Source organism: Chryseobacterium taichungense (assembly GCF_900109935.1).
Taxonomy (GTDB): Bacteria; Bacteroidota; Bacteroidia; order Flavobacteriales; family Weeksellaceae; genus Chryseobacterium; species Chryseobacterium taichungense.
In genome coordinates this window covers 443822-461832 of sequence record NZ_FOBV01000002.1, presented here as the reverse complement: position 1 = coordinate 461832, position 18011 = coordinate 443822, and the positions used below count along the sequence as shown (strand labels likewise).

The 18011-nt window shown below is 40.5% G+C and carries 14 protein-coding genes; 6 read left to right on the top strand and 8 right to left on the bottom strand.

What is annotated here, in order from left to right; genetic code table 11:
- Window positions 1–7 precede the first annotated feature (7 nt).
- Window positions 8–985 carry an aldo/keto reductase gene (locus tag BMW64_RS05630; protein ID WP_089999039.1) on the bottom strand — a complete coding sequence of 326 codons (978 nt, stop codon included), beginning with the start codon at window positions 983–985 and terminating at the stop codon, window positions 8–10.
- Between the two features lie 332 nt (window positions 986–1317).
- Between BMW64_RS05630 and BMW64_RS05625 the strand changes: the two genes are divergently transcribed.
- The 4 genes from BMW64_RS05625 to BMW64_RS05610 all read left to right on the top strand — a co-directional run bounded on the left by BMW64_RS05625 (window position 1318) and on the right by BMW64_RS05610 (window position 5927).
- On the top strand, window positions 1318–1770 hold the full coding sequence (locus BMW64_RS05625; RefSeq protein WP_089999038.1) for a MarR family winged helix-turn-helix transcriptional regulator: 453 nt from the start codon (window positions 1318–1320) through the stop codon (window positions 1768–1770).
- A gap of 119 nt (window positions 1771–1889) precedes the next feature.
- Window positions 1890–3188 carry a TolC family protein gene (locus BMW64_RS05620; RefSeq protein ID WP_228400849.1) on the top strand — a complete coding sequence of 433 codons (1299 nt, stop codon included), beginning with the start codon at window positions 1890–1892 and terminating at the stop codon, window positions 3186–3188.
- A 22-nt stretch (window positions 3189–3210) separates the two neighbouring features.
- Window positions 3211–4377: an HlyD family secretion protein gene (locus BMW64_RS05615; protein ID WP_089999036.1), complete on the top strand. Its 1167-nt coding sequence runs from the start codon at window positions 3211–3213 to the stop codon at window positions 4375–4377.
- Between the two features lie 5 nt (window positions 4378–4382).
- Window positions 4383–5927, top strand: coding sequence for an MFS transporter (locus BMW64_RS05610; RefSeq protein WP_089999035.1), 1545 nt, complete (start codon window positions 4383–4385; stop codon window positions 5925–5927).
- Window positions 5928–6010: 83 nt separating this feature from the next.
- Here BMW64_RS05610 and BMW64_RS05605 read toward each other — a convergent pair whose 3' ends face one another.
- The 5 genes from BMW64_RS05605 to BMW64_RS05585 all read right to left on the bottom strand — a co-directional run bounded on the left by BMW64_RS05605 (window position 6011) and on the right by BMW64_RS05585 (window position 11705).
- Complete coding sequence (locus tag BMW64_RS05605) at window positions 6011–6607, bottom strand: TetR/AcrR family transcriptional regulator (RefSeq protein ID WP_089999034.1); 597 nt, start codon at window positions 6605–6607, stop codon at window positions 6011–6013.
- Window positions 6608–6653: 46 nt separating this feature from the next.
- A complete protein-coding gene (locus tag BMW64_RS05600) occupies window positions 6654–7499 on the bottom strand; it encodes a universal stress protein (protein ID WP_089999033.1) in 846 nt (281 codons plus the stop codon).
- Between the two features lie 581 nt (window positions 7500–8080).
- Window positions 8081–9181 (bottom strand): zinc-binding dehydrogenase, encoded by a 1101-nt coding sequence (locus BMW64_RS05595; RefSeq protein ID WP_089999032.1) that lies wholly within the window; start codon window positions 9179–9181, stop codon window positions 8081–8083.
- Window positions 9182–9216: 35 nt separating this feature from the next.
- A complete protein-coding gene (locus tag BMW64_RS05590) occupies window positions 9217–10620 on the bottom strand; it encodes an aldehyde dehydrogenase family protein (RefSeq protein ID WP_089999031.1) in 1404 nt (467 codons plus the stop codon).
- Between the two features lie 203 nt (window positions 10621–10823).
- A complete protein-coding gene (locus BMW64_RS05585) occupies window positions 10824–11705 on the bottom strand; it encodes a helix-turn-helix transcriptional regulator (RefSeq protein ID WP_089999030.1) in 882 nt (293 codons plus the stop codon).
- 715 nt (window positions 11706–12420) lie between these two features.
- On the opposite strand from BMW64_RS05585, the gene BMW64_RS05580 reads away from it, so the two are divergent.
- Both BMW64_RS05580 and BMW64_RS05575 read left to right on the top strand, forming a co-directional pair.
- Window positions 12421–13392, top strand: coding sequence for an aldo/keto reductase (locus BMW64_RS05580; RefSeq protein WP_089999029.1), 972 nt, complete (start codon window positions 12421–12423; stop codon window positions 13390–13392).
- Complete coding sequence (locus BMW64_RS05575) at window positions 13393–14202, top strand: helix-turn-helix domain-containing protein (RefSeq protein WP_089999028.1); 810 nt, start codon at window positions 13393–13395, stop codon at window positions 14200–14202.
- A gap of 209 nt (window positions 14203–14411) precedes the next feature.
- Here BMW64_RS05575 and BMW64_RS05570 read toward each other — a convergent pair whose 3' ends face one another.
- Together BMW64_RS05570 and BMW64_RS05565 are read right to left on the bottom strand one after the other, a co-directional pair.
- Entirely contained in the window at window positions 14412–15305 is an 894-nt protein-coding gene (locus BMW64_RS05570) for a cation diffusion facilitator family transporter (protein ID WP_089999027.1), read from the bottom strand.
- A 127-nt stretch (window positions 15306–15432) separates the two neighbouring features.
- A complete protein-coding gene (locus tag BMW64_RS05565) occupies window positions 15433–17943 on the bottom strand; it encodes a PAS domain S-box protein (protein ID WP_089999026.1) in 2511 nt (836 codons plus the stop codon).
- Window positions 17944–18011: the final 68 nt, after the last annotated feature.

Sequence of the window (18011 nt, the reverse complement as noted above, 5' to 3'; positions counted from 1 at the left end):
TAATTTTTTATCGGTCGATCTGCTTTTCTAAAAATTCAGGATAACGGTCACCTACTATTGTGATTCCACTGACTGTTTTGTCGATTTCTGCCAGTTCATCGGCTGTTAATACAATATCTGTACTGGCAATGTTCTCTTCCAGACGATGTAATTTTGTCGTTCCCGGAATAGGTGCTATCCAAGGTTTTTGAGCCAGAAGCCAAGCCAATGCTAACTGTCCGGTTGTAATTCCCTTTGCTTTGGCAATTTCGGAAAGCGCATCTACTAAAACCAAATTGGCCTGTATATTTTCTTCACTGAAACGAGGAATAATATTTCTTCGGTCGATATCCTCCAGCTTTTTGTTTATGATACCTGTAAGGAAGCCTTTGCCCAAAGGACTAAACGGAACGAAACCAATTCCCAGTTCCTCCAAAGTGGGAATAATCTCATCTTCCGGTTCACGCCAGAATAATGAATATTCGCTTTGCAATGCCGATACCGGTTGAACTGAATGCGCTCTTCGAATCGTTACAGCACTGGCTTCAGATAATCCGAAATACTTTACTTTACCCTCTTGTATCAGATCTTTTACTGTTCCTGCCACCTCTTCTATCGGAACATTGGGATCTACCCTATGCTGATACAACAGATCGATGTAATCTGTTTTCAGTCTTTTCAAAGACGCTTCGGTAACTGCTCTTATTGTTTCAGGCCTGCTGTCCAGTCCTACTGCCGGTCTGGCATCTTTACAGCCAAATTTGGTGGCAATCACAACGTCTTTTCTAAAAGGCTCTAATGCTTCACCAACAAGTTCTTCATTGGTATACGGTCCATAAGCTTCTGCTGTATCGAAAAATGTTACGCCCATTTCAACAGCACTGTGTAATAAGGTTATCGCATCTTTTTTATCAAGACCTTTACCGTCCAGGAAGTTTAAGCCCATACAACCAAAGCCTAATTCTGAAACTTCTAATCCGCTGGTTCCTAATTTTCTCTTTCGCATAATTTTTTTTTAAAACTGACTTTATTTTCATTGACAAAGTTCCTGCTTCTTGTTTTGCAAAAAGTAGTTCAATTGGTAATTGTTGTAGTCAGATTTTCAAGCATTTTTAAAGATTGAATCTCTTCGCTTTACAGTCAGACAGCCTGATCAATATTACAATGTGAGACATACGCTTTATATCAAATTTTACTTTGAAGATAATGATATCTCTGGTCTCTTAAAAACAGATCCGGAAGCCGTAATCTATGCAAACTTCCAAATTACGGTATTGCTCCTATTTTTTAACAATTTAATATAGTTTAAATTCAAACTATTTTTTATAGTTTTGCAAAATGAAAATTAGTCAACATAAGGATCTGGCCAAAATCTCAAGATTAATTGATACCATGCGCGATACCAGGAAAGCGGTACGCACTCAGTTCATGAAGAAAATGAAAGATCATGATCTTGACCTGACCATTGAGATGCTGGAAGTGTTATATATTTTGTGGGATAAAGACAACGTCAACCAACAGGAAATTGTGGATAAAACCAACCGGAATAAAGCCAGCATCACCTCTCTGATTGATAATATGAATGCGCGCGGACTTGTGCAACGGAATCCCGACCCGCAGGATAGGCGGAATAAGCTGATCTCATTGACGGAAGAAGGTGAACATTATCAGAAAAGGTTAATTCCCCTATTGGAAGAGGTCTACGCACCTTTACTAACTGCTGACCTGATACAGGAGATCGAAAATACAACGATCAAACTCCAAATGATACTACAGACCATCAGCGAATAATCCTATAAGGATAAAGATTTTTTGAAGAGCCTATTTAAAATTTTAAACATATTAAAATAGTTTGAATTTAAACAGTATGAATACGAATTAATAATGAGATGAACATAAAAACATTAGTAATGGCTTTAGCTGTAGGCATTTTGTCTAATATTGGCATCAACGCCCAGCAAATAACAACAAGAAAAATATCTGTTCCGGAACTTTTTGAGCTTGTCCGGCAAAATCATCCTAATCTGGCCGTATCTAAGGCTGATATCGCTATTGCAAAACAAGATATAGAGATCGCAAAAGATGCGCGGCTCCCTAATGCCAGCGCAGGCCTTCAGGGATATTATATAGGCAATGCATTTATAATGAATAAAGATTTTTCAAACTTTACCAATGTTGAAATGCCTCATTTCGGCAATACTTTTTCCCTGGACGCCAGCGAACTGATCTGGAAAGGAGGTGCTGTAAAGAACAATATCAAAGTACAGTCACTCCGCGCAGAATTGGCAGAATTGAATTATGAGTCCAATGAACAAAACATCAAGCTTTTAACGCTGGGATATTACCTGGACCTTTACAAACTGACCAACCAACGGTCCGTATATCTGGAAAATATCAAGCTTGCCAAACAACGGCTGGAAAATATCAACAAATTTTATAGTCAGGGTATGGTAACGCGTAATGATGTCATCAGGGGCGAATTGCAGCTATCCAATCTGAACATGGCCCTAGAAGTAGTTGACAACAACCGCCAGATCCTCAACAAACAACTGACGACGGCTTTGGGACTAGCAGAGACAACAGAAATCTTGCCGGACGAGACGCTTCTTGAAAATACCCCAAAAGCATTGTCCATCAGCGATTATAGAGAATATGGGAAATTTAATCCTTCCCTGCAGATCACTAAAAAAGCGGTCGATGTTTATAACCTGACCGAAAAAATAGCTAAGGCAGAAATGCTTCCAACGCTGTCGGCTTTTGCAGGCAATAAACTTGCCAGACCCATCACTACCGTCATACCAGCTTTGGATATGTATTCCAATGGCTGGAGCAGTGGATTGTCGCTGAATTTTAACATCGATGCTTTATACAAGACACCAAAAAAATTGAAACAGGTAAGGCTTGAAAAAGATAAAGCTCTTGCTCAGGTCAATGAGACCGAGAAGGCCATCGATGTTGCGATCAACGCGGCCTATATCAGGTATAATGAATCCGTCACACAGAATATCGCCCTTGAAACCAACAGGAGATTAGCGAATGAAAATTACCGGATCATGAACAGCAAATATAACAATCAGCTGGCTATATTACTTGATCTGATCGATGCGAGTAATGCCAAACTGGATGCTGAACTTCAGTTCGCCAACTCAGAAATCAATATCGTCTATGCCTACTATAAACTGCTGAGAGAAAGCGGAAGCTTAAAATAATTCAACAAAAAAAAGAAATAAAATGTCACAAGATACAGCGAATCATCAGCCTGAAAACCCTAAGAGCGGAGAACATCATACACAGAAATCGCACCCCCCGCATGAGTCTAAGAAAAAGAAGAAAGGAAACAGTATGAAGATCATTAACCTTTTGATACTCGCACTGGTCCTGGGAGGTCTTTACTTTGTTGTACGATCCTATTTTAATGTAGGTAACGATAAGTTTACCAACGCAGCCCAGATCGAATCCTACATCAATCCCATCAATACCCGGGTATCCGCCTATATCAAAGAGATACGTTTCACTGAACACCAATATGTAAAGAAAGGCGACACCCTGCTGATCCTGGATGACAGGGAGATCCGGACCCAGCTCGGACAGGCGGAAGCCGCCTACATGTCAGCACAAGCGTCGAGAAATGCAACTTCCACCTCAGTGAAAACGGCTGCCAATAATGTGTATACTGTTGGTGCGAATGTAGAAGCTGCCAAGGCCAACATCGATGCTGTGAAAGCCCGTTTATGGAATACGGAGCAGAATTTTAAGAGATACCAGAATCTATTGAATGATGAGGCCGTGACCAGGCAGCAGTTCGAACAGATAAAAACGGATTATGAAGCACAGAAGGCTCAGCTGGAAGCCCAGATCGCGCAGTACCAGTCTGTCATCAATTCGAGAACGACCAGCGAGCTTTCCGTCCGGGAAGTGCAATCCAAATTAGGGCTTAATGATGCTGAAATCAAGAGGTCGGCCAATGCGTTGGCGATGGCAAAGCTTAATCTGTCTTACACCGTCATTACTGCTCCACATGACGGAATTATGGGCAGGAGAACGGTGAATGTCGGCCAGTTGCTGAATGCAAGTCAGCAGGTCGCAACCATTGTGGATATCAACAACATTTGGGTAACGGCCAACTACCGGGAGAAACAGCTGGGCAATATTAAGATAGGCGGTTTGGCAAACATTAAGGTTGATGCTTTGGATGGTGAAGAATTTGAAGGAAAGATCACAGCAATTTCCGGCGCAACAGGAGCCAGATACGCCGCTGTGCCTGTCGATAATTCAACGGGAAATTTTGTTAAGGTTCAGCAGCGGATCCCGGTGCGCATCGAATTTACCAAGAACAATCCGCCACAAGAGCTAAAGAAACTCCGTGCAGGAATGAACGTTGAGATCAATATAAAATAAAGAAGATGTACAACAAAGGACCATTTGCCCATTGGGTACCCAAGCCGGTGATGCTGCTGCTTATGATGATCATTCTTTTTCCCATGATGGCGATTTCGGGCTCGTATACGACTATTGCCTCTGATCTCTATGGGGCCATGTCGGTCTATCCTGAATACATCTCATTGGCATTTTATGCCGGTTCTGTAGGTATGGGACTTTCGATCATGATCATGATGCGTGTCAAGATGCGTTTTCGCAGCAAAGAGATCATTGTGGTGTGCTCACTGTTGCTGGCTCTGCTATCTTATATGTGCGGGACCACCGAAGATCCCCGGGTGCTGGTCGTGTGCAGCTTTCTGATAGGCTTTCTCAAAATGTTTCCCATGATCGAAATATTGTTGCCGGTCATGTTTATGATCACCCCTACCGGTGACCGCGGAAAGTTCTATTCTGTATTCTACCCGCTTTCCATAGGATTCGGGCAATTGTCGGGGTACTGCTTTTCCAGCCTTGTCTATAATGGCAGCTGGGAAAGGCCATACATTCTGATGACAGGATTAATGCTGCTCATAACGCTTCTTTCACTGATCTTTCAGCATAATCAGAGATTCAGTTTCAAAATGCCGCTTCACCAGATCGACTGGCTTTCGTTAGTCATGCTGGCTTCCTCATACATGCTGCTTGTCTATTTCTTCATATTCATGAAGCAGCAGGCGTGGTTCACTTCACCGTATATCACCGGATCGTTAGCCTTAAGCCTGATCCTGTTTTTGCTGCTGATCTACAGGCAGAAGTTCCTGAAAAGAAAAATGATCCATTTTGAATGTTTCAGGCATAAAAATGTCATTCACGGAACCATCCTGTTATTGTTTATGGGAATATACCTGGGAAGCTCTACCGCATTTTCACAATTCACTTTGGGAATTTTAGGGTATAATAACCTGATCAATGCAGATATCAACTTATGGATGCTTCCGGGAATTGTCATGGCGGGAATCATGGCATCGTTCGGATTTAAATACCAGTGGCCGGTCAAATATTATATCGGTTTCGGTTTTGTATGCCTTTTCTTACATACCTTAAGCCTGTATCTTTTGATCCAGCCTCAGATGGACATCCGCTATCTGGAATACACCATGATCATTAAAGGCCTGGGGATGGCAACGCTCTTTATCGGAATATGGTTTTATACGGTGCTTGGCCTTTCACAGGAAAAGATGCTGGGAATAATGGCTGTGCTGATACCTATAAGATCAGCAATATCCACGGCTGTAGGTTCTGCGCTGGTAGGATGGGCAACTTACCAGGGACAATGGCAGAGCCTCAGTGATATTTCCAATTACCTGGATAGTGGGAATATACAGGACGGAATGGGCATTTACCAAAATATTAACTACAATGCGATGATGGCCTCTTCAAAGATCGTGCTGGGCTCACTCTGCTGGTTGATCGTTCCGGTACTGATATTCATATTCACCCATTCTTATGGCAATTTTAATATCCGACGTATCATTATGTTGCGAAAGATGGTGAGAGGCAACAGCATGAAAGGTTATAAATTATCTTAGATCCTGAGAAATGTTTTCAAATAAGAGATTATATTTTGGTATATCTGCTTGTGCCCGATTCAAAAATCTTATACATAATTGGATCAAAGGATATTTTTGTTGATATAATCCATGATATCATCAACCGTACATTTTTCAGTATGTTTTTGTGATCTCTCACGCCTTCTTCCTTTGATGATCATCTGCTTGACCAATCCAAAGATCGAATGGTATAAAAGGTCGCGATCGGAGTTTTTAACCTTAAGTTGGGTACGCTGGGTGTCCATGATCTTACAAAACCTGTAGAAATGAGCCTGTTCCATTTGGGTAATCAATTGTCTGGTTTTAGGCGTTGAGGCGTGAACCTGCTCGCTGATAAAAAGTAGCGATATCCCGTCCAGCCTGAATAGTTCCTGTACCGAAGATCTGATATAATGTTCGAGCTGCGATTTTTCCTCAGTATTATTTTCGCTCAGCTCATCAATTGAAGCTATGCTGACATACAGATCCTGAAGTATCGTGACCAAAAGATTTTCCTTGCTCTCAAAATGATAGTTGATCATGGAGCAGTTGATGTTGGCTTCGTTTGCAATATCACGAATGCTCGTCTGCTCATAACCATTTCTGGAAAAAAGCTTCACAGCACTTTTGAGGATTGTTTCCTTTGTATCCCTGCGTTCATTCACTTCCTGATCTTTCATCTCATTGATCTGATTAAATTTGATGTTTTGAATATGTTACTGAAGGCTATTTTAAGATCAGCACAGGACGGCTGACATTCTGATAGATTGCCTCCGAAATACTGCGATTGGCCATATGATAGAGAAAACTGTGTTCCCCGGGCAAGGCAATAATAAGGTCCGTGTGGTGAGACGCTGCAAAAGCCAATATTCCTCGTACGATTTCTTTACCGAAAGAATAATGGATGCTGTAAGGTATATTTTTTAAATAGTCATTCACGTAATCTTCCCAAATCTCCTTATTGTGATCCCTGGTATCCTTGTCACCTTTGGTATCGATATAAAGCAGCATCAGATGATGGTTCCGGTTTTTTAGAAAAGACTTATAATCTGACAGTCTTTCCAGGTGATCCGCCCGGCTGATATCACACGGGATAAGAACATTGGACACCTCTTTATAATGATCCCCTTCGGGAACAATTAAGGTCTTAACCCGGCTTGTCCTTGCAATACTGATAATATTTTCCGAAACAGTGCTGCTGGTGCTGCCTGCCCGATTTTCAGTTCCCAGAACAAGCAGCTCAATGGTGTTGTCTGCTTTGAGATAATTATTGATGCTGCGCAACATGGTAAAAGAGCTCGTAACCTTTGATACCCTGGTGGTAAAACCTGTTTTTTTAACTAAGTGTTCCAGGTGATCCAGCAATGCTTCGTTGTTTTCATGGATCCTGTTGACCGTTTCTTCGTTCACCAGTGCGTAACCTTCCGAAATGTTGATGTAATCAAATACAGAATCATATGTTTTCATCAGAATGATATGATCATAGCCATATTCTTGAGCCCATTGTGCTGCAAATAAAACGGCATTTTCGGTTGTGGCAGTTGAGTCAACCGGTATCAGAATTGTTTTCATAATCGCTCAAATTTTTCCTGGTTGAAGAAGTCAGATGTCAGCGAAATTCTGCATGATGATTATGCTTATATGATGGCAAATGACCATATTCTATTTCAACAAATATACATTAATTAGTTTAAATTCAAACTATTTTTTTCAGATTTTTAAATGATAGATATAAGGTGTCAAACGGTTTTAACCCGGCCAGGTTCTGAAATTAAATGTATCTCCAGAGTTGTTACAATCAATTTTCGAGTTAGAGATTCTGCTTCAGTCTTTTATCTTTTGAGTTGCCTTACATAGCTTGGGTAAAATTCCTTGCCGGAGTTTTTGTCGCGCAAGTTTATCATTAGTTCCTTACTACTCCATATATTTCTGGTTAATTCAAATACATATTGCCTAAAAAACCGCCTCAATGGTGAGACGGTTACCTGCAAAATTTGTAGCGTATAAGTTTAATACGGTACTGCATCATAAGATGGACTATTTTGGTAAGTTATCGGCAGTCAATAATAACTTTTATTCAAAAAACAAAAAGTCGTATTAACCAGCCATCGATATTATTTAAGTTTAAAATTTGTATAGCTGCAAAATGTATTTTAAAAAGACGTAATTACAGACCTTCCTATAATTTTTCCTTCTGCTAACTGATCGTACGCATCCTGAACCTGGTCGAGGGATATTTCCTGGTAGATCAGGTCATCGAGATTGAGCCGGCCCTGCAAGTATAATGCGGCGTACATCGGGATATCGCGTTTATGGTTGGTAGATCCCATGATCACCCCTTCCAAATGTTTACTTTGCCCCATCAATTCTTCAATGGATTCCACTTCAATAGCAGTACCTGGTTTGGCCATTCCGATTATATACGCGCCGCCACCTTTGCGCGTCATGTGAAAGGCCTGTTCCGATGTAACTTTAAATCCAATGACTTCAAAAGCCGCATCAACCCCTCCATCTGTAATTTCTTTCACTTTGGCAACTGGATCTTCTTTTTTAGAATTGACCAAGTGTGTTGCTCCAAATTTTTTGGCGAATTCCAGTTTGTCATCTGCAATATCAATTGCAATGATGGTAGTGGCTCCCGCGACCTTAGCACCGGAAATCGCATTGAGGCCAACACCTCCCGTACCGATAATAGCGACCGAATCGCCCGGACGGATATGCGCCGTATTGATAATCGCACCGGCTCCTGTTACTGTTCCACATCCCAAAATACAAGCCTGCTTGAATGGCATTTCGTCAGGTATTTTAGCCAATTGATATTGGTGGACAAGTGCTTTTTCGGCAAACCCGCCCAATCCGAATATCTGGTTTAGTTTTGTGGCTTTATCTTTCAAAAAAATCCGTTCACCCTCTCCTTCTTTTCTCAATGTCTCTTCGGGATGCTCACATAGGTAAGTTTTCCCCTGAAGGCAATTTCGGCAATGCCCGCAATACTGTATCAGACAGCCAACAACATGGTCGCCAACTTTAAATTCGGTAACGGCATCACCAACCGCTTCTACTACACCCGCAAGTTCATGACCTAAAATAACAGGAAACGCATAGCCATAGCCTTTATCCCGTATATGCAGATCTGAATGGCACAATCCCGACGCTTTGATGGAAACCAGGACTTCCATGCCTTTCGGAGAATCTATTTCGATGTCAACGGTATGGAATACCCCGCCTAATCCTTCTACTAATGAAGCTTTCATATAAAAAAATTTTAAGTTATTGTAAAGAGAATTGGCTAAGACAGAGCTCTTTCTTTCCGCGATTGAACCTTACCGGCAAAAGGGGGATGCAATGTTTCGTCTAAAGGTCCGTTACCCGCTTTGTAAACAGGTTTGAGGTGGCTCAGTTCACGAAAACCGTAGACGCCGTGATAAGCACCCATGCCGCTTCCATTGATACCGCCAAATGGCAGGCTGTAGTCGGATGCGTGCAGCATGGCATCATTAATTGTAACTCCGCCCGACGATGTTTCCGCTACTATTTTGTCGATGTTCTTTTGATCCTGACTATAGATATAGAGTGCAAGCGGCTTGGAGTGGGTATTCACATAATCAATCGCTTCTTGCAGGTTGCCGTAGGTTAACACGGGCAGCAGCGGACCAAAAATTTCTTCCTGCATGATCTTGCTGTCTAAAGAAACATGAGTAATCACCGTAGGCTCTATCTGAATACTATCGTCATGAAATACACCGCCAAATTCTACGTGTGCGCCTTTATCCAAAGCATCCTGATATAATCCTTTCAGTCTGTCGTAGTTATGCCGGTTGATGATATGTGACATATCTTTTCCGTTGAAAGAGCCATTGGCGTAATAATATTTTTCAGTATATTTTTTTAAGGCGGCCAGTAATTCATTTTCACGGCTTTTATGTACCAGCAGATAGTCTGTAGAGATACAGATCTGGCCACCATTAATTGTTTTTTTGTGCATAATGGACGCTGCTGTCCTTTCCATATCTGCGGATTCGTCAATAAAAACAGGTGATTTACCTCCCAACTCAAGCGTTACGGTGGTCAGGTTTTTTGCAGCCGCAGCCATTACGATCTTTCCTACATTTGGGCTTCCCGTAAAGAAAATGTGATCAAAAGGTAACTTCAGCAGTTCGGTTGTTTCTTCCACGCCGCCCTCTACTACAGAAACGATTTCCGGAGGAAAAACAGTCGGAATAAACTCTGCAATTACATGGCTTGTGTACGGCGTTAATTCAGATGGCTTTATCATCACACAATTACCTGCCGCGAGTGCCGTAATCATGGGTTCGATAGCCAGAAAAAACGGTACATTCCATGGCCCGATTACCAGCACCACGCCTCTCGCTTCCGGGACGATTTCCAGGGACGCAGTCTTGTCCATAGCAGAAGTAACACTTTCCGCTTCCATCCATTTGGCGAGATTAGCACATATTCCATCTATGATCCCGGGCAACCCGGCCAGTTCCATATATTGTATTTCAAATACCGGCTTAGCAACGTCTTTAGATAAAGCATCAATTACCTTTCCGTAGATGTCGGGCAATGCATTTTTTAATTTCTGAAGCAGACCGATACGTTCTTCCGCTGTTGTCAGGCGTTGTTTAAAAGAATATTTTTTCTGGGTTTCAAAAAGTTCCTGAATGGAATAAATTTCATTTTGGTTCATGACAGTTACAATTTTATGTTAGAAAATTTCCCTATTACAGCTAACAAACTGAGCGGAAAGATGTCATTCTAACATATTTAGAAATAAATGTCTGCACCGGGCATGTTTGCTATTCTGCTAAGAGTATTCCAAAGATCGCAATCGTCAACGGATGTCTGTTTGTCCAATTCTGATTATTTTGTTTCCTAAAATGACAAAATATTTTAATCGGCATTAACGTAATGGGATGGAGATACACCCGTATGTTTTTTAAAAAATTTACTGAATGAATGCACTGAGCCGAACTGCAGCATATCGGCAATTTCGCTGATGTTCTTATTAGAAAAAGCCAATAACTGTTTAGCCTCCTGTAAAACGGATTTATGCAGGATATTGATAGGAGTTGTATTAAGAACTTTTTTAATCGTGCGATGCAGGTGGCCAACACTGATATGAAGCTTTCCGGCATAGAAAGCGACCTCTCTGTGCTGTATAAAGTGCACAGACGAAAGGTGCAGGAAACTGGAAATCAATTGCTGTTCTTCCGCATTGGCAAACAACCGATTGGATTTATAGTGCTGAAGAATGCCATCTGTTTCGTTTACTAACGTGAGAAAAAGCCCCTTGGCGGAATAGTTCCACTGATGTGGTGTTAGCGTTGTCAACAATTCAAATACCTGTGCAAATAAAACCGTAAGTTTTGAATAATCAGCAGCTTGAAGCCCTATCACGTGTGCTGACAAAGTGTTTATAAAAGAATTATGCAGCAGATAAAACACATCCTCTGAAAAACTGACCAGAAAATTTCTGTTGAAAAGAATACCCGCACCGGTTGTACCGGGAAGAATCTCCAGGATTTTATAGGTGCTTGACGGTTTAAAGAGTATAAAGCTGCCTTTTTCTGCCGTCTCAAGGCCACCCGTTTCATTTTCAATAACAACTTTTCCGCTGTGAATAATCGCAAAGCAACAATACTCTGGCTGAATCCAGAAAGATTCAAAATTGATCGGCACTTCCTTTAGATAGATAAAATCATTAGAATGAAACCAATTCAGCTTCCTGTACTCTATAACTTCCTGAATTGAATAACCTTTCTTTTTGTTCATAGAACTTTTCCTAATCACTAAATTCGATTGTCAATATTACTAAAAAATAAAATGTGTTGAAATAGAGTATTTTTTAATAAACCGACATTTAAGAATTGGCTGCGAATATCTTACGTTACTTTCATCTTTTCTAATTAAACAGAATCAGCAATAGCAGCAGCAATGAAGTTCAGGAGTATCATTTTATGAATAATTTTATGAATGTAACTACTCAACTTATTTAATAAGTAATAGTATAATATATTTTTTCATGTTTTTTTATATTCTTGTAGCCATTCACCTAGATAATGTTTATAGCAAAATTATGTCGTTACAGCTTCAATATAAAACGTCGGCATCTTTTAGGTAAAACGTCGAGAGGTTTTGACTAAAACGTCGAAAGGTTTTGTCCGAAACGTCGAGAGGTTTTCGAACAATGACAAGCATCACTGATAATCAATACTTTACCAGACGCAAATTTTAAGTAAAGCAATCTGATTTTTAACCTATATTATTTCATATAGTCAGTAACAAAAATATACGATTTGTATCATATAGAAATTCAAAATCAATCAGTAAAGTTTAAAAATTAAGATCGATAAGTTTATTAAATACTTAATTTCATTATACCAAAATTATCTCTTTGAACCGTATAAGCAAGTAAATTGAACCATACACTAAAGTAGCGTATTCCATAAAAACTGAACTTTGCCTTTATCAAATTAAAATAAATCAAATGTCAACAATTAAGAAAATACAGTTGGGTCAAAATGGACCTCTAGTTTCAGAACTTGGTTTGGGATGTATGCGTATGTCATCAGTTTGGGGCAGTCCGACACCTGATGAAACAGAAAGTATTGCAACCATCCATCAGGCTTTAGACAGTGGCATCAATTTCCTGAATACCGGAGATTTTTATGGTGCAGGCCATAATGAAATGCTTATTGGAAAAGCCATCAAGGGAAGACGAGACGACGCGTTCATCAGTGTGAAATTCGGAGCTATTTTCTACAATGGTCAATGGATTGGGATGGATCTTCGTCCGATAGCAATCAAGAATTTCGTTACCTATTCTCTTACCCGCTTGGGAATTGAGACGATTGACCTTTACCAGCCAAGCAGAATGGATGGTAGCGTGCCCATCGAAGACATCATTGGAACGATCGCCGACCTTGTTAAGGAAGGAAAAGTGCGTCATATTGGAGTATCAGAGATTACATCGGATCAGCTTCGCGTGGCCAACAGCATCTACCCGATCAGTGCATTAGAAATCGCTTATTCTTTAGCAGACCGTCAGATAGAAAACGATCTATTACCTACCGCCAGAGAACTAGGAATCGGTGTCGTAGCTTTTGCGAATACCGCGGAAGGTCTTTTGACCGGCGATCTGCAAGCTCCTCTCGCAGCGGATGACTACCGAAACCACTTCTCCCGTTTTCAGGGTGAGAACCTTGTTCATAATCTTGAAAAAGTTGAAGTATTGAAACAGATGGCCAACAATAAAGGTGTCACACCCACACACCTCGCGATTGCCTGGGTAAAAGAACAGGGCGACAACATCATGCCATTGGTGAGTATGAGCCGCAGATCAAGACTGCCTGAGAACATTGCTGCCATGGAAATTGTTTTCACAAGTGAGGAGATGAATATTTTAAATAGTACATTTGCAATAGGTTCCATAAGAGGCGGCACCTACCTTCAAAGATAAATGGAAAGTCCAGCAGAAATCCTTCCCGGCGTAATATTTTATTCTTACCTCTCTTCAGAGCGAAAAGAAAAGGCCTGCATATGGAATCATCACACTTTGGTCATGCAGGTTTCGGGTCAGATGATCCTTGAGACCTCTGAGCAGAATCTCATTATTAGTGCCGGAGAGGTTTTACTGATTCACAAAAATCAATTGGGAACGCTTACTAAGACTCCTGAGCCTGGCGGACATTATGAAACGATCGTCATATCGCTCCAGGAAGATCTTATGCGAAAGATAGCCCTGGAAGAGAAAATAGAAGCTGATGGTAAATATACCAGTTTTCCCAATCTTATTCTTCCAAATAATGAGTTCCTGAAAGGCTATTTCCAATCCATTGTGCCCTATGCCAGAAGCTCCGGTGATGCGATGACGGATGAACTGGGACTTTTAAAAGTGAAAGAAGGTATTAAATTAATGCTTCTTGCCTTGCCGGAGCTTCATAATTTCCTGTTCGATTTCTCAGAGCCTTATAAAATAGATCTTGAAAGATTTATGCTCAGTAATTATCAATTCAATGTTCCGGTCGAAAAATTTTCTCAATTGACGGGAAGAAGTCTTTCCGGATTTAAGAGGGATTTTCAGAAAACATTTGGAATGCCACCCCGGAAATGGTTGCAGGATAAAAGATTGAATGAAGCACGGCATTTAATTGAAAGTAAAAATAAAAGACCGTCTTCCATCTATCTCGATCTTGGATTTGAGAGCCTGTCCCATTTTTCTCATGCCTTTAAAAAGAAATTTGGAAAAGCACCAACATTAGATTTGTAAAAGATATCTATCAATAATAAACAGCCCTGAGGTATTGATACTTCAGGGTTGTTTGTTATAACTGACCATTCTATTATAAGTCTTAACATTGTATTGTACCTGAACAAAATAGAGGTTATACAAATATCTTGGAAATCATTTTACTAAAGTTTAAACATTTAATATTTTTAAATTCCAATTTCTTTAAATAAATTCATAAATAACCCTTTTTATTCCGGCTGGATAATAACATATCGTACGAATTGAAATTCATTTTTAATATGGTTACGTATACGTACGATCGCCTCGGTGATATCATCGGTATCAAGATGATCTTGAAAATCAACGATAAGCATTAATACGACTTCTTCCGGTGATTGGTATGTTGAAAGTATATTTTTTGTTTTTATCACCGCAGCATCCTGCTCAACCAGCTTAGAAATTTTCAGCCTGGTTTCAGGAGCGATTCCCTCGCCCATTAGTAAGCTCCTGCTTTCCCGGGCCAGAATAAGGGAAACAAAAACCAGCAACAATCCTACAATTACGGATGCCAGGCCATCTAATACAGGCATCTGCAGGGAGTGGCTGAATGCCATCAATACCGTAACAATAATAAGCCCGGCAACAGCTGCGCCATCCTCAAAAACAACGAGAAAACTCGACGGATCTTTGCTTTTTATAATAGCATCCCACCATCCTAAACCATTACGCGTCTTGTTAAATTCTTTTATGGCAATAATAAAAGATGTGCCCTCAAAAATCAATGAAAGAAACAGTACAATATAATTCCAGAAGGGATTTTTCATCAATTCAGGCTCTATAATATGTGAAATACCCTGATATATTGACAATGCCCCACCTAATCCGAATATCAGTATAGAAACGACAAAAGACCAGAAATAAAGTTCTTTACCATATCCAAAGGGATGCGATTGATCCGGTAACTTTTTACTTCTTTTTAAGCCGTAGAGTATCAGCAATTGATTAGCCGTATCCACCGTTGAATGGATACCTTCTGAGATCATGGACGAACTATTTGTAAATGCTCCCGCAATGAATTTCGTTAGCGCAATCAATACATTAGCAGCAAGAGCGCTGTAAATCGACTTTCTATTATTGTTCATTCATTAGCTTTATTATCCAGGAAAAATCAAAATTTAATTATTAAATCTCATTACAAGAGTAACACGGTTTCTTGTCATGTATACTTTTTCAACTATTTTAAATTCCTTCCATCATCTTCATAATGCCTCAAAATGTTTCGTCCACCGGCTCAACCTGATCAGGCAGCGTAAACCAGAAAGTGCTTCCTTTACCTTCGACACTTTCAACGCCGATCTTTCCGCCATGACGCTCGATAATATCCGCACTGATATACAATCCTAAGCCTAGTCCTGAAGCCTGTATACCCTTAGGATCTACCCTATAATATCGCTCAAACAGATACGGTAATTTATCTGCCGGAATACCGGGACCTGTATCTCTGACTGAAACTTTAACCGAGTCGCTGATGTGTTCAATGGCCAGAAATATTTGTCTGCTTTGGGGTGCATATTTAATGGCATTATTAATGAAATTAATGATAACCTGCTGTATTCTGTTCTCATCTGCCATAATCTCCAGATTTCGTTCACCTTCTACCACCAGCTCATGAGTTCCTAGGTGTATAACATGCGAGCAGCATTCTTCCACCAGATGTGCCAAATCAAACTTCTTTTTGTTTAGCATGACTTTACCTTCATTTATTCGGGTCACATTTAATAATTCCTCTACTAACTCAGAAATCTTTTCCATACTTCTGTTAGATTGATCAATTAACCTCGGAAGCAGAGCTGTCGGGGTCGTTTTCATTCGTTCAAGAAGTTGTAAAGAAGCCTTTAAACTGGTAAGCGGTGTTTTAAGCTCATGGCTGGCAATCGAAATAAAATCGTCCTTCTGCTGCTGGATTTGTTTTAAAGCGGTAATATCCATCACAGTACCAAGTAACTTTTTCACATTACCTTCGCCATCGTAATGAACATTTCCATGCAGACGAATCCATTTTACAGAATCATTTGCAAGCACAATACGGGTTTCATAAAAAAGCTTTCCTGTTTTTCGGGCAATATCGTGAGCCTGATCGCTAAGATGAAGATCCAAAGGGTGATAGGTCGCAAGCACCTGTGCCCTTGAAACAGGACTGGTTATTCCAAAGATTTCATCAAAACGCTTAGAGCCAATCACAGACTGATCTGCATAAGTTAATTCATAGGTCCCGATCTCGGCTGCTTCGATAGCAAGACGGTTACGCTCCTCAACATCTTCGATCTGCCTTCTTGCCAGTACTTTATCCGTCACATCATTTCCTACCACCATGATTGATATGACTTTACCTTTTAGGTCTGTCACCGGTTCGTAAACAAAATCGACAAATACAGTTTCATCCACGCCATTTCGGTTTAAAATGAGTTCGTGTTCTCTTCCGTGAAAGGCAACTCCTGTTGTAATTACCTGCTGCATGATCGGCGAATATACTTCAGCAGCTTCAGCCACACCGTCCCAAATCAAACGTCTTTCTAACTGCTCTCTCGATTTGCCGACCAATTCCAGATAGCCGTCATTCACTTCGGTAACAATAAGATCTCCGGCCCGGATTACGCATATAGCAACTGGCGCCTGTCTTATCAGATTCCGGAATCTCGCTTCACTTCGTAATAACTCTTCATTGGATTCGGCAAGTTCTTCATTGGTTGTTGCAAGCTCTTCATTGAGAGCAGCAAACTCTTCATTAGAGGCTGCTAATTCTTCATTCATATCCTGCAGTTTCTGCTCACTTAGTTTTAGCGGTGTAATATCAACACAAGAGCTGATAAAGCCGGCAAAACTACCATCAGAAAGAAATCTCGGTGTTCCTTTTTTTAGCAACCAATGATAAGATCCATCTGATCCAAATAGTCGTATTTCAGCACTGTATGAAACTTGTCGGGCAAATGCCTGCTGATGAATTTCTAAAAATTTTTGTTTATCCTGAGGATGAATCAAATCATGCCATCCCATGTTAATAAGCTGATCTTTGCTTCGTCCGCTAAGTTGTATCCATGCTTTATTAAAATAAATCAGCTTTCCTGTCTCATCACGTACACCTATGAGGACATCTGTATTATCGGCCATTGATCTAAAACGCTCTTCACTCTCAACTAATGCTTTCACACGATCTTCCACAACATGCTCCAGCTCGGTATTCATTCTTGAAAGCTCTTCCCTGCCGGCATGAAGTTCTTCATTGATCGCACTTAATTCTTCATTTGCTGCTGCAAGCTGTTCATTGAGTGACTGCTCACGGATCAGTAATTTTTTATTCTGGCTGGCCTCTTCCAGTTCGCGTCTGTTGAGATAGCGCTCGGTCACATCAGTGGCGGTGTGCAATATAGCTATTACACGTCCGTTTGCATCCTTTATGGCACGGTACTCAAAATCAAAGTAATAAGTATCGATTCTGCCATTTACCAATATTTCGGCAGGTGTATCTCTTCCCGAAATGGTAATGCCTTCGCGCCAGACTTTTGCAAACATTTCTATAAATGGCTGATCTGATAATTCGGGCATTGCTTCTCCAAGGCCTTTTCCGATAACCTCTGGCCCTCTGCCCCAAATGGCTAACATTGCCTGATTTGCAAATTCAATCCTTGCATCTTCTCCAACATGTACAGCAGTAGCCATATTTGTGAAAGAAAGTACATTAATCAGTTGTTCAAAATTTAAAGTAGGTACTGGATCCTTCATTGTTGCTTAAAGTTTCGGTACACGAAAATACAAAAATAGGAACTATATGTCATGCCCATCCCACTGAA

Bases quoted from the DNA above. Each gene is read 5' to 3' on its own strand.
- BMW64_RS05575 (WP_089999028.1), top strand. From the start codon at position 13,393: ATGGAAAGTCCAGCAGAAATCCTTCCCGGCGTAATATTTTATTCTTAC.
- BMW64_RS05565 (WP_089999026.1), bottom strand. From the start codon at position 17,943: ATGAAGGATCCAGTACCTACTTTAAATTTTGAACAACTGATTAATGTA.
- BMW64_RS05605 (WP_089999034.1), bottom strand. From the start codon at position 6,607: ATGAAAGATCAGGAAGTGAATGAACGCAGGGATACAAAGGAAACAATC.
- BMW64_RS05595 (WP_089999032.1), bottom strand. From the start codon at position 9,181: ATGAAAGCTTCATTAGTAGAAGGATTAGGCGGGGTATTCCATACCGTT.
- BMW64_RS05600 (WP_089999033.1), bottom strand. From the start codon at position 7,499: ATGAAAACAATTCTGATACCGGTTGACTCAACTGCCACAACCGAAAAT.
- BMW64_RS05585 (WP_089999030.1), bottom strand. From the start codon at position 11,705: ATGAACAAAAAGAAAGGTTATTCAATTCAGGAAGTTATAGAGTACAGG.
- BMW64_RS05590 (WP_089999031.1), bottom strand. From the start codon at position 10,620: ATGAACCAAAATGAAATTTATTCCATTCAGGAACTTTTTGAAACCCAG.
- BMW64_RS05570 (WP_089999027.1), bottom strand. From the start codon at position 15,305: ATGAACAATAATAGAAAGTCGATTTACAGCGCTCTTGCTGCTAATGTA.
- BMW64_RS05625 (WP_089999038.1), top strand. From the start codon at position 1,318: ATGAAAATTAGTCAACATAAGGATCTGGCCAAAATCTCAAGATTAATT.
- BMW64_RS05620 (WP_228400849.1), top strand. From the start codon at position 1,890: ATGGCTTTAGCTGTAGGCATTTTGTCTAATATTGGCATCAACGCCCAG.
- BMW64_RS05580 (WP_089999029.1), top strand. From the start codon at position 12,421: ATGTCAACAATTAAGAAAATACAGTTGGGTCAAAATGGACCTCTAGTT.
- BMW64_RS05610 (WP_089999035.1), top strand. From the start codon at position 4,383: ATGTACAACAAAGGACCATTTGCCCATTGGGTACCCAAGCCGGTGATG.
- BMW64_RS05630 (WP_089999039.1), bottom strand. From the start codon at position 985: ATGCGAAAGAGAAAATTAGGAACCAGCGGATTAGAAGTTTCAGAATTA.
- BMW64_RS05615 (WP_089999036.1), top strand. From the start codon at position 3,211: ATGTCACAAGATACAGCGAATCATCAGCCTGAAAACCCTAAGAGCGGA.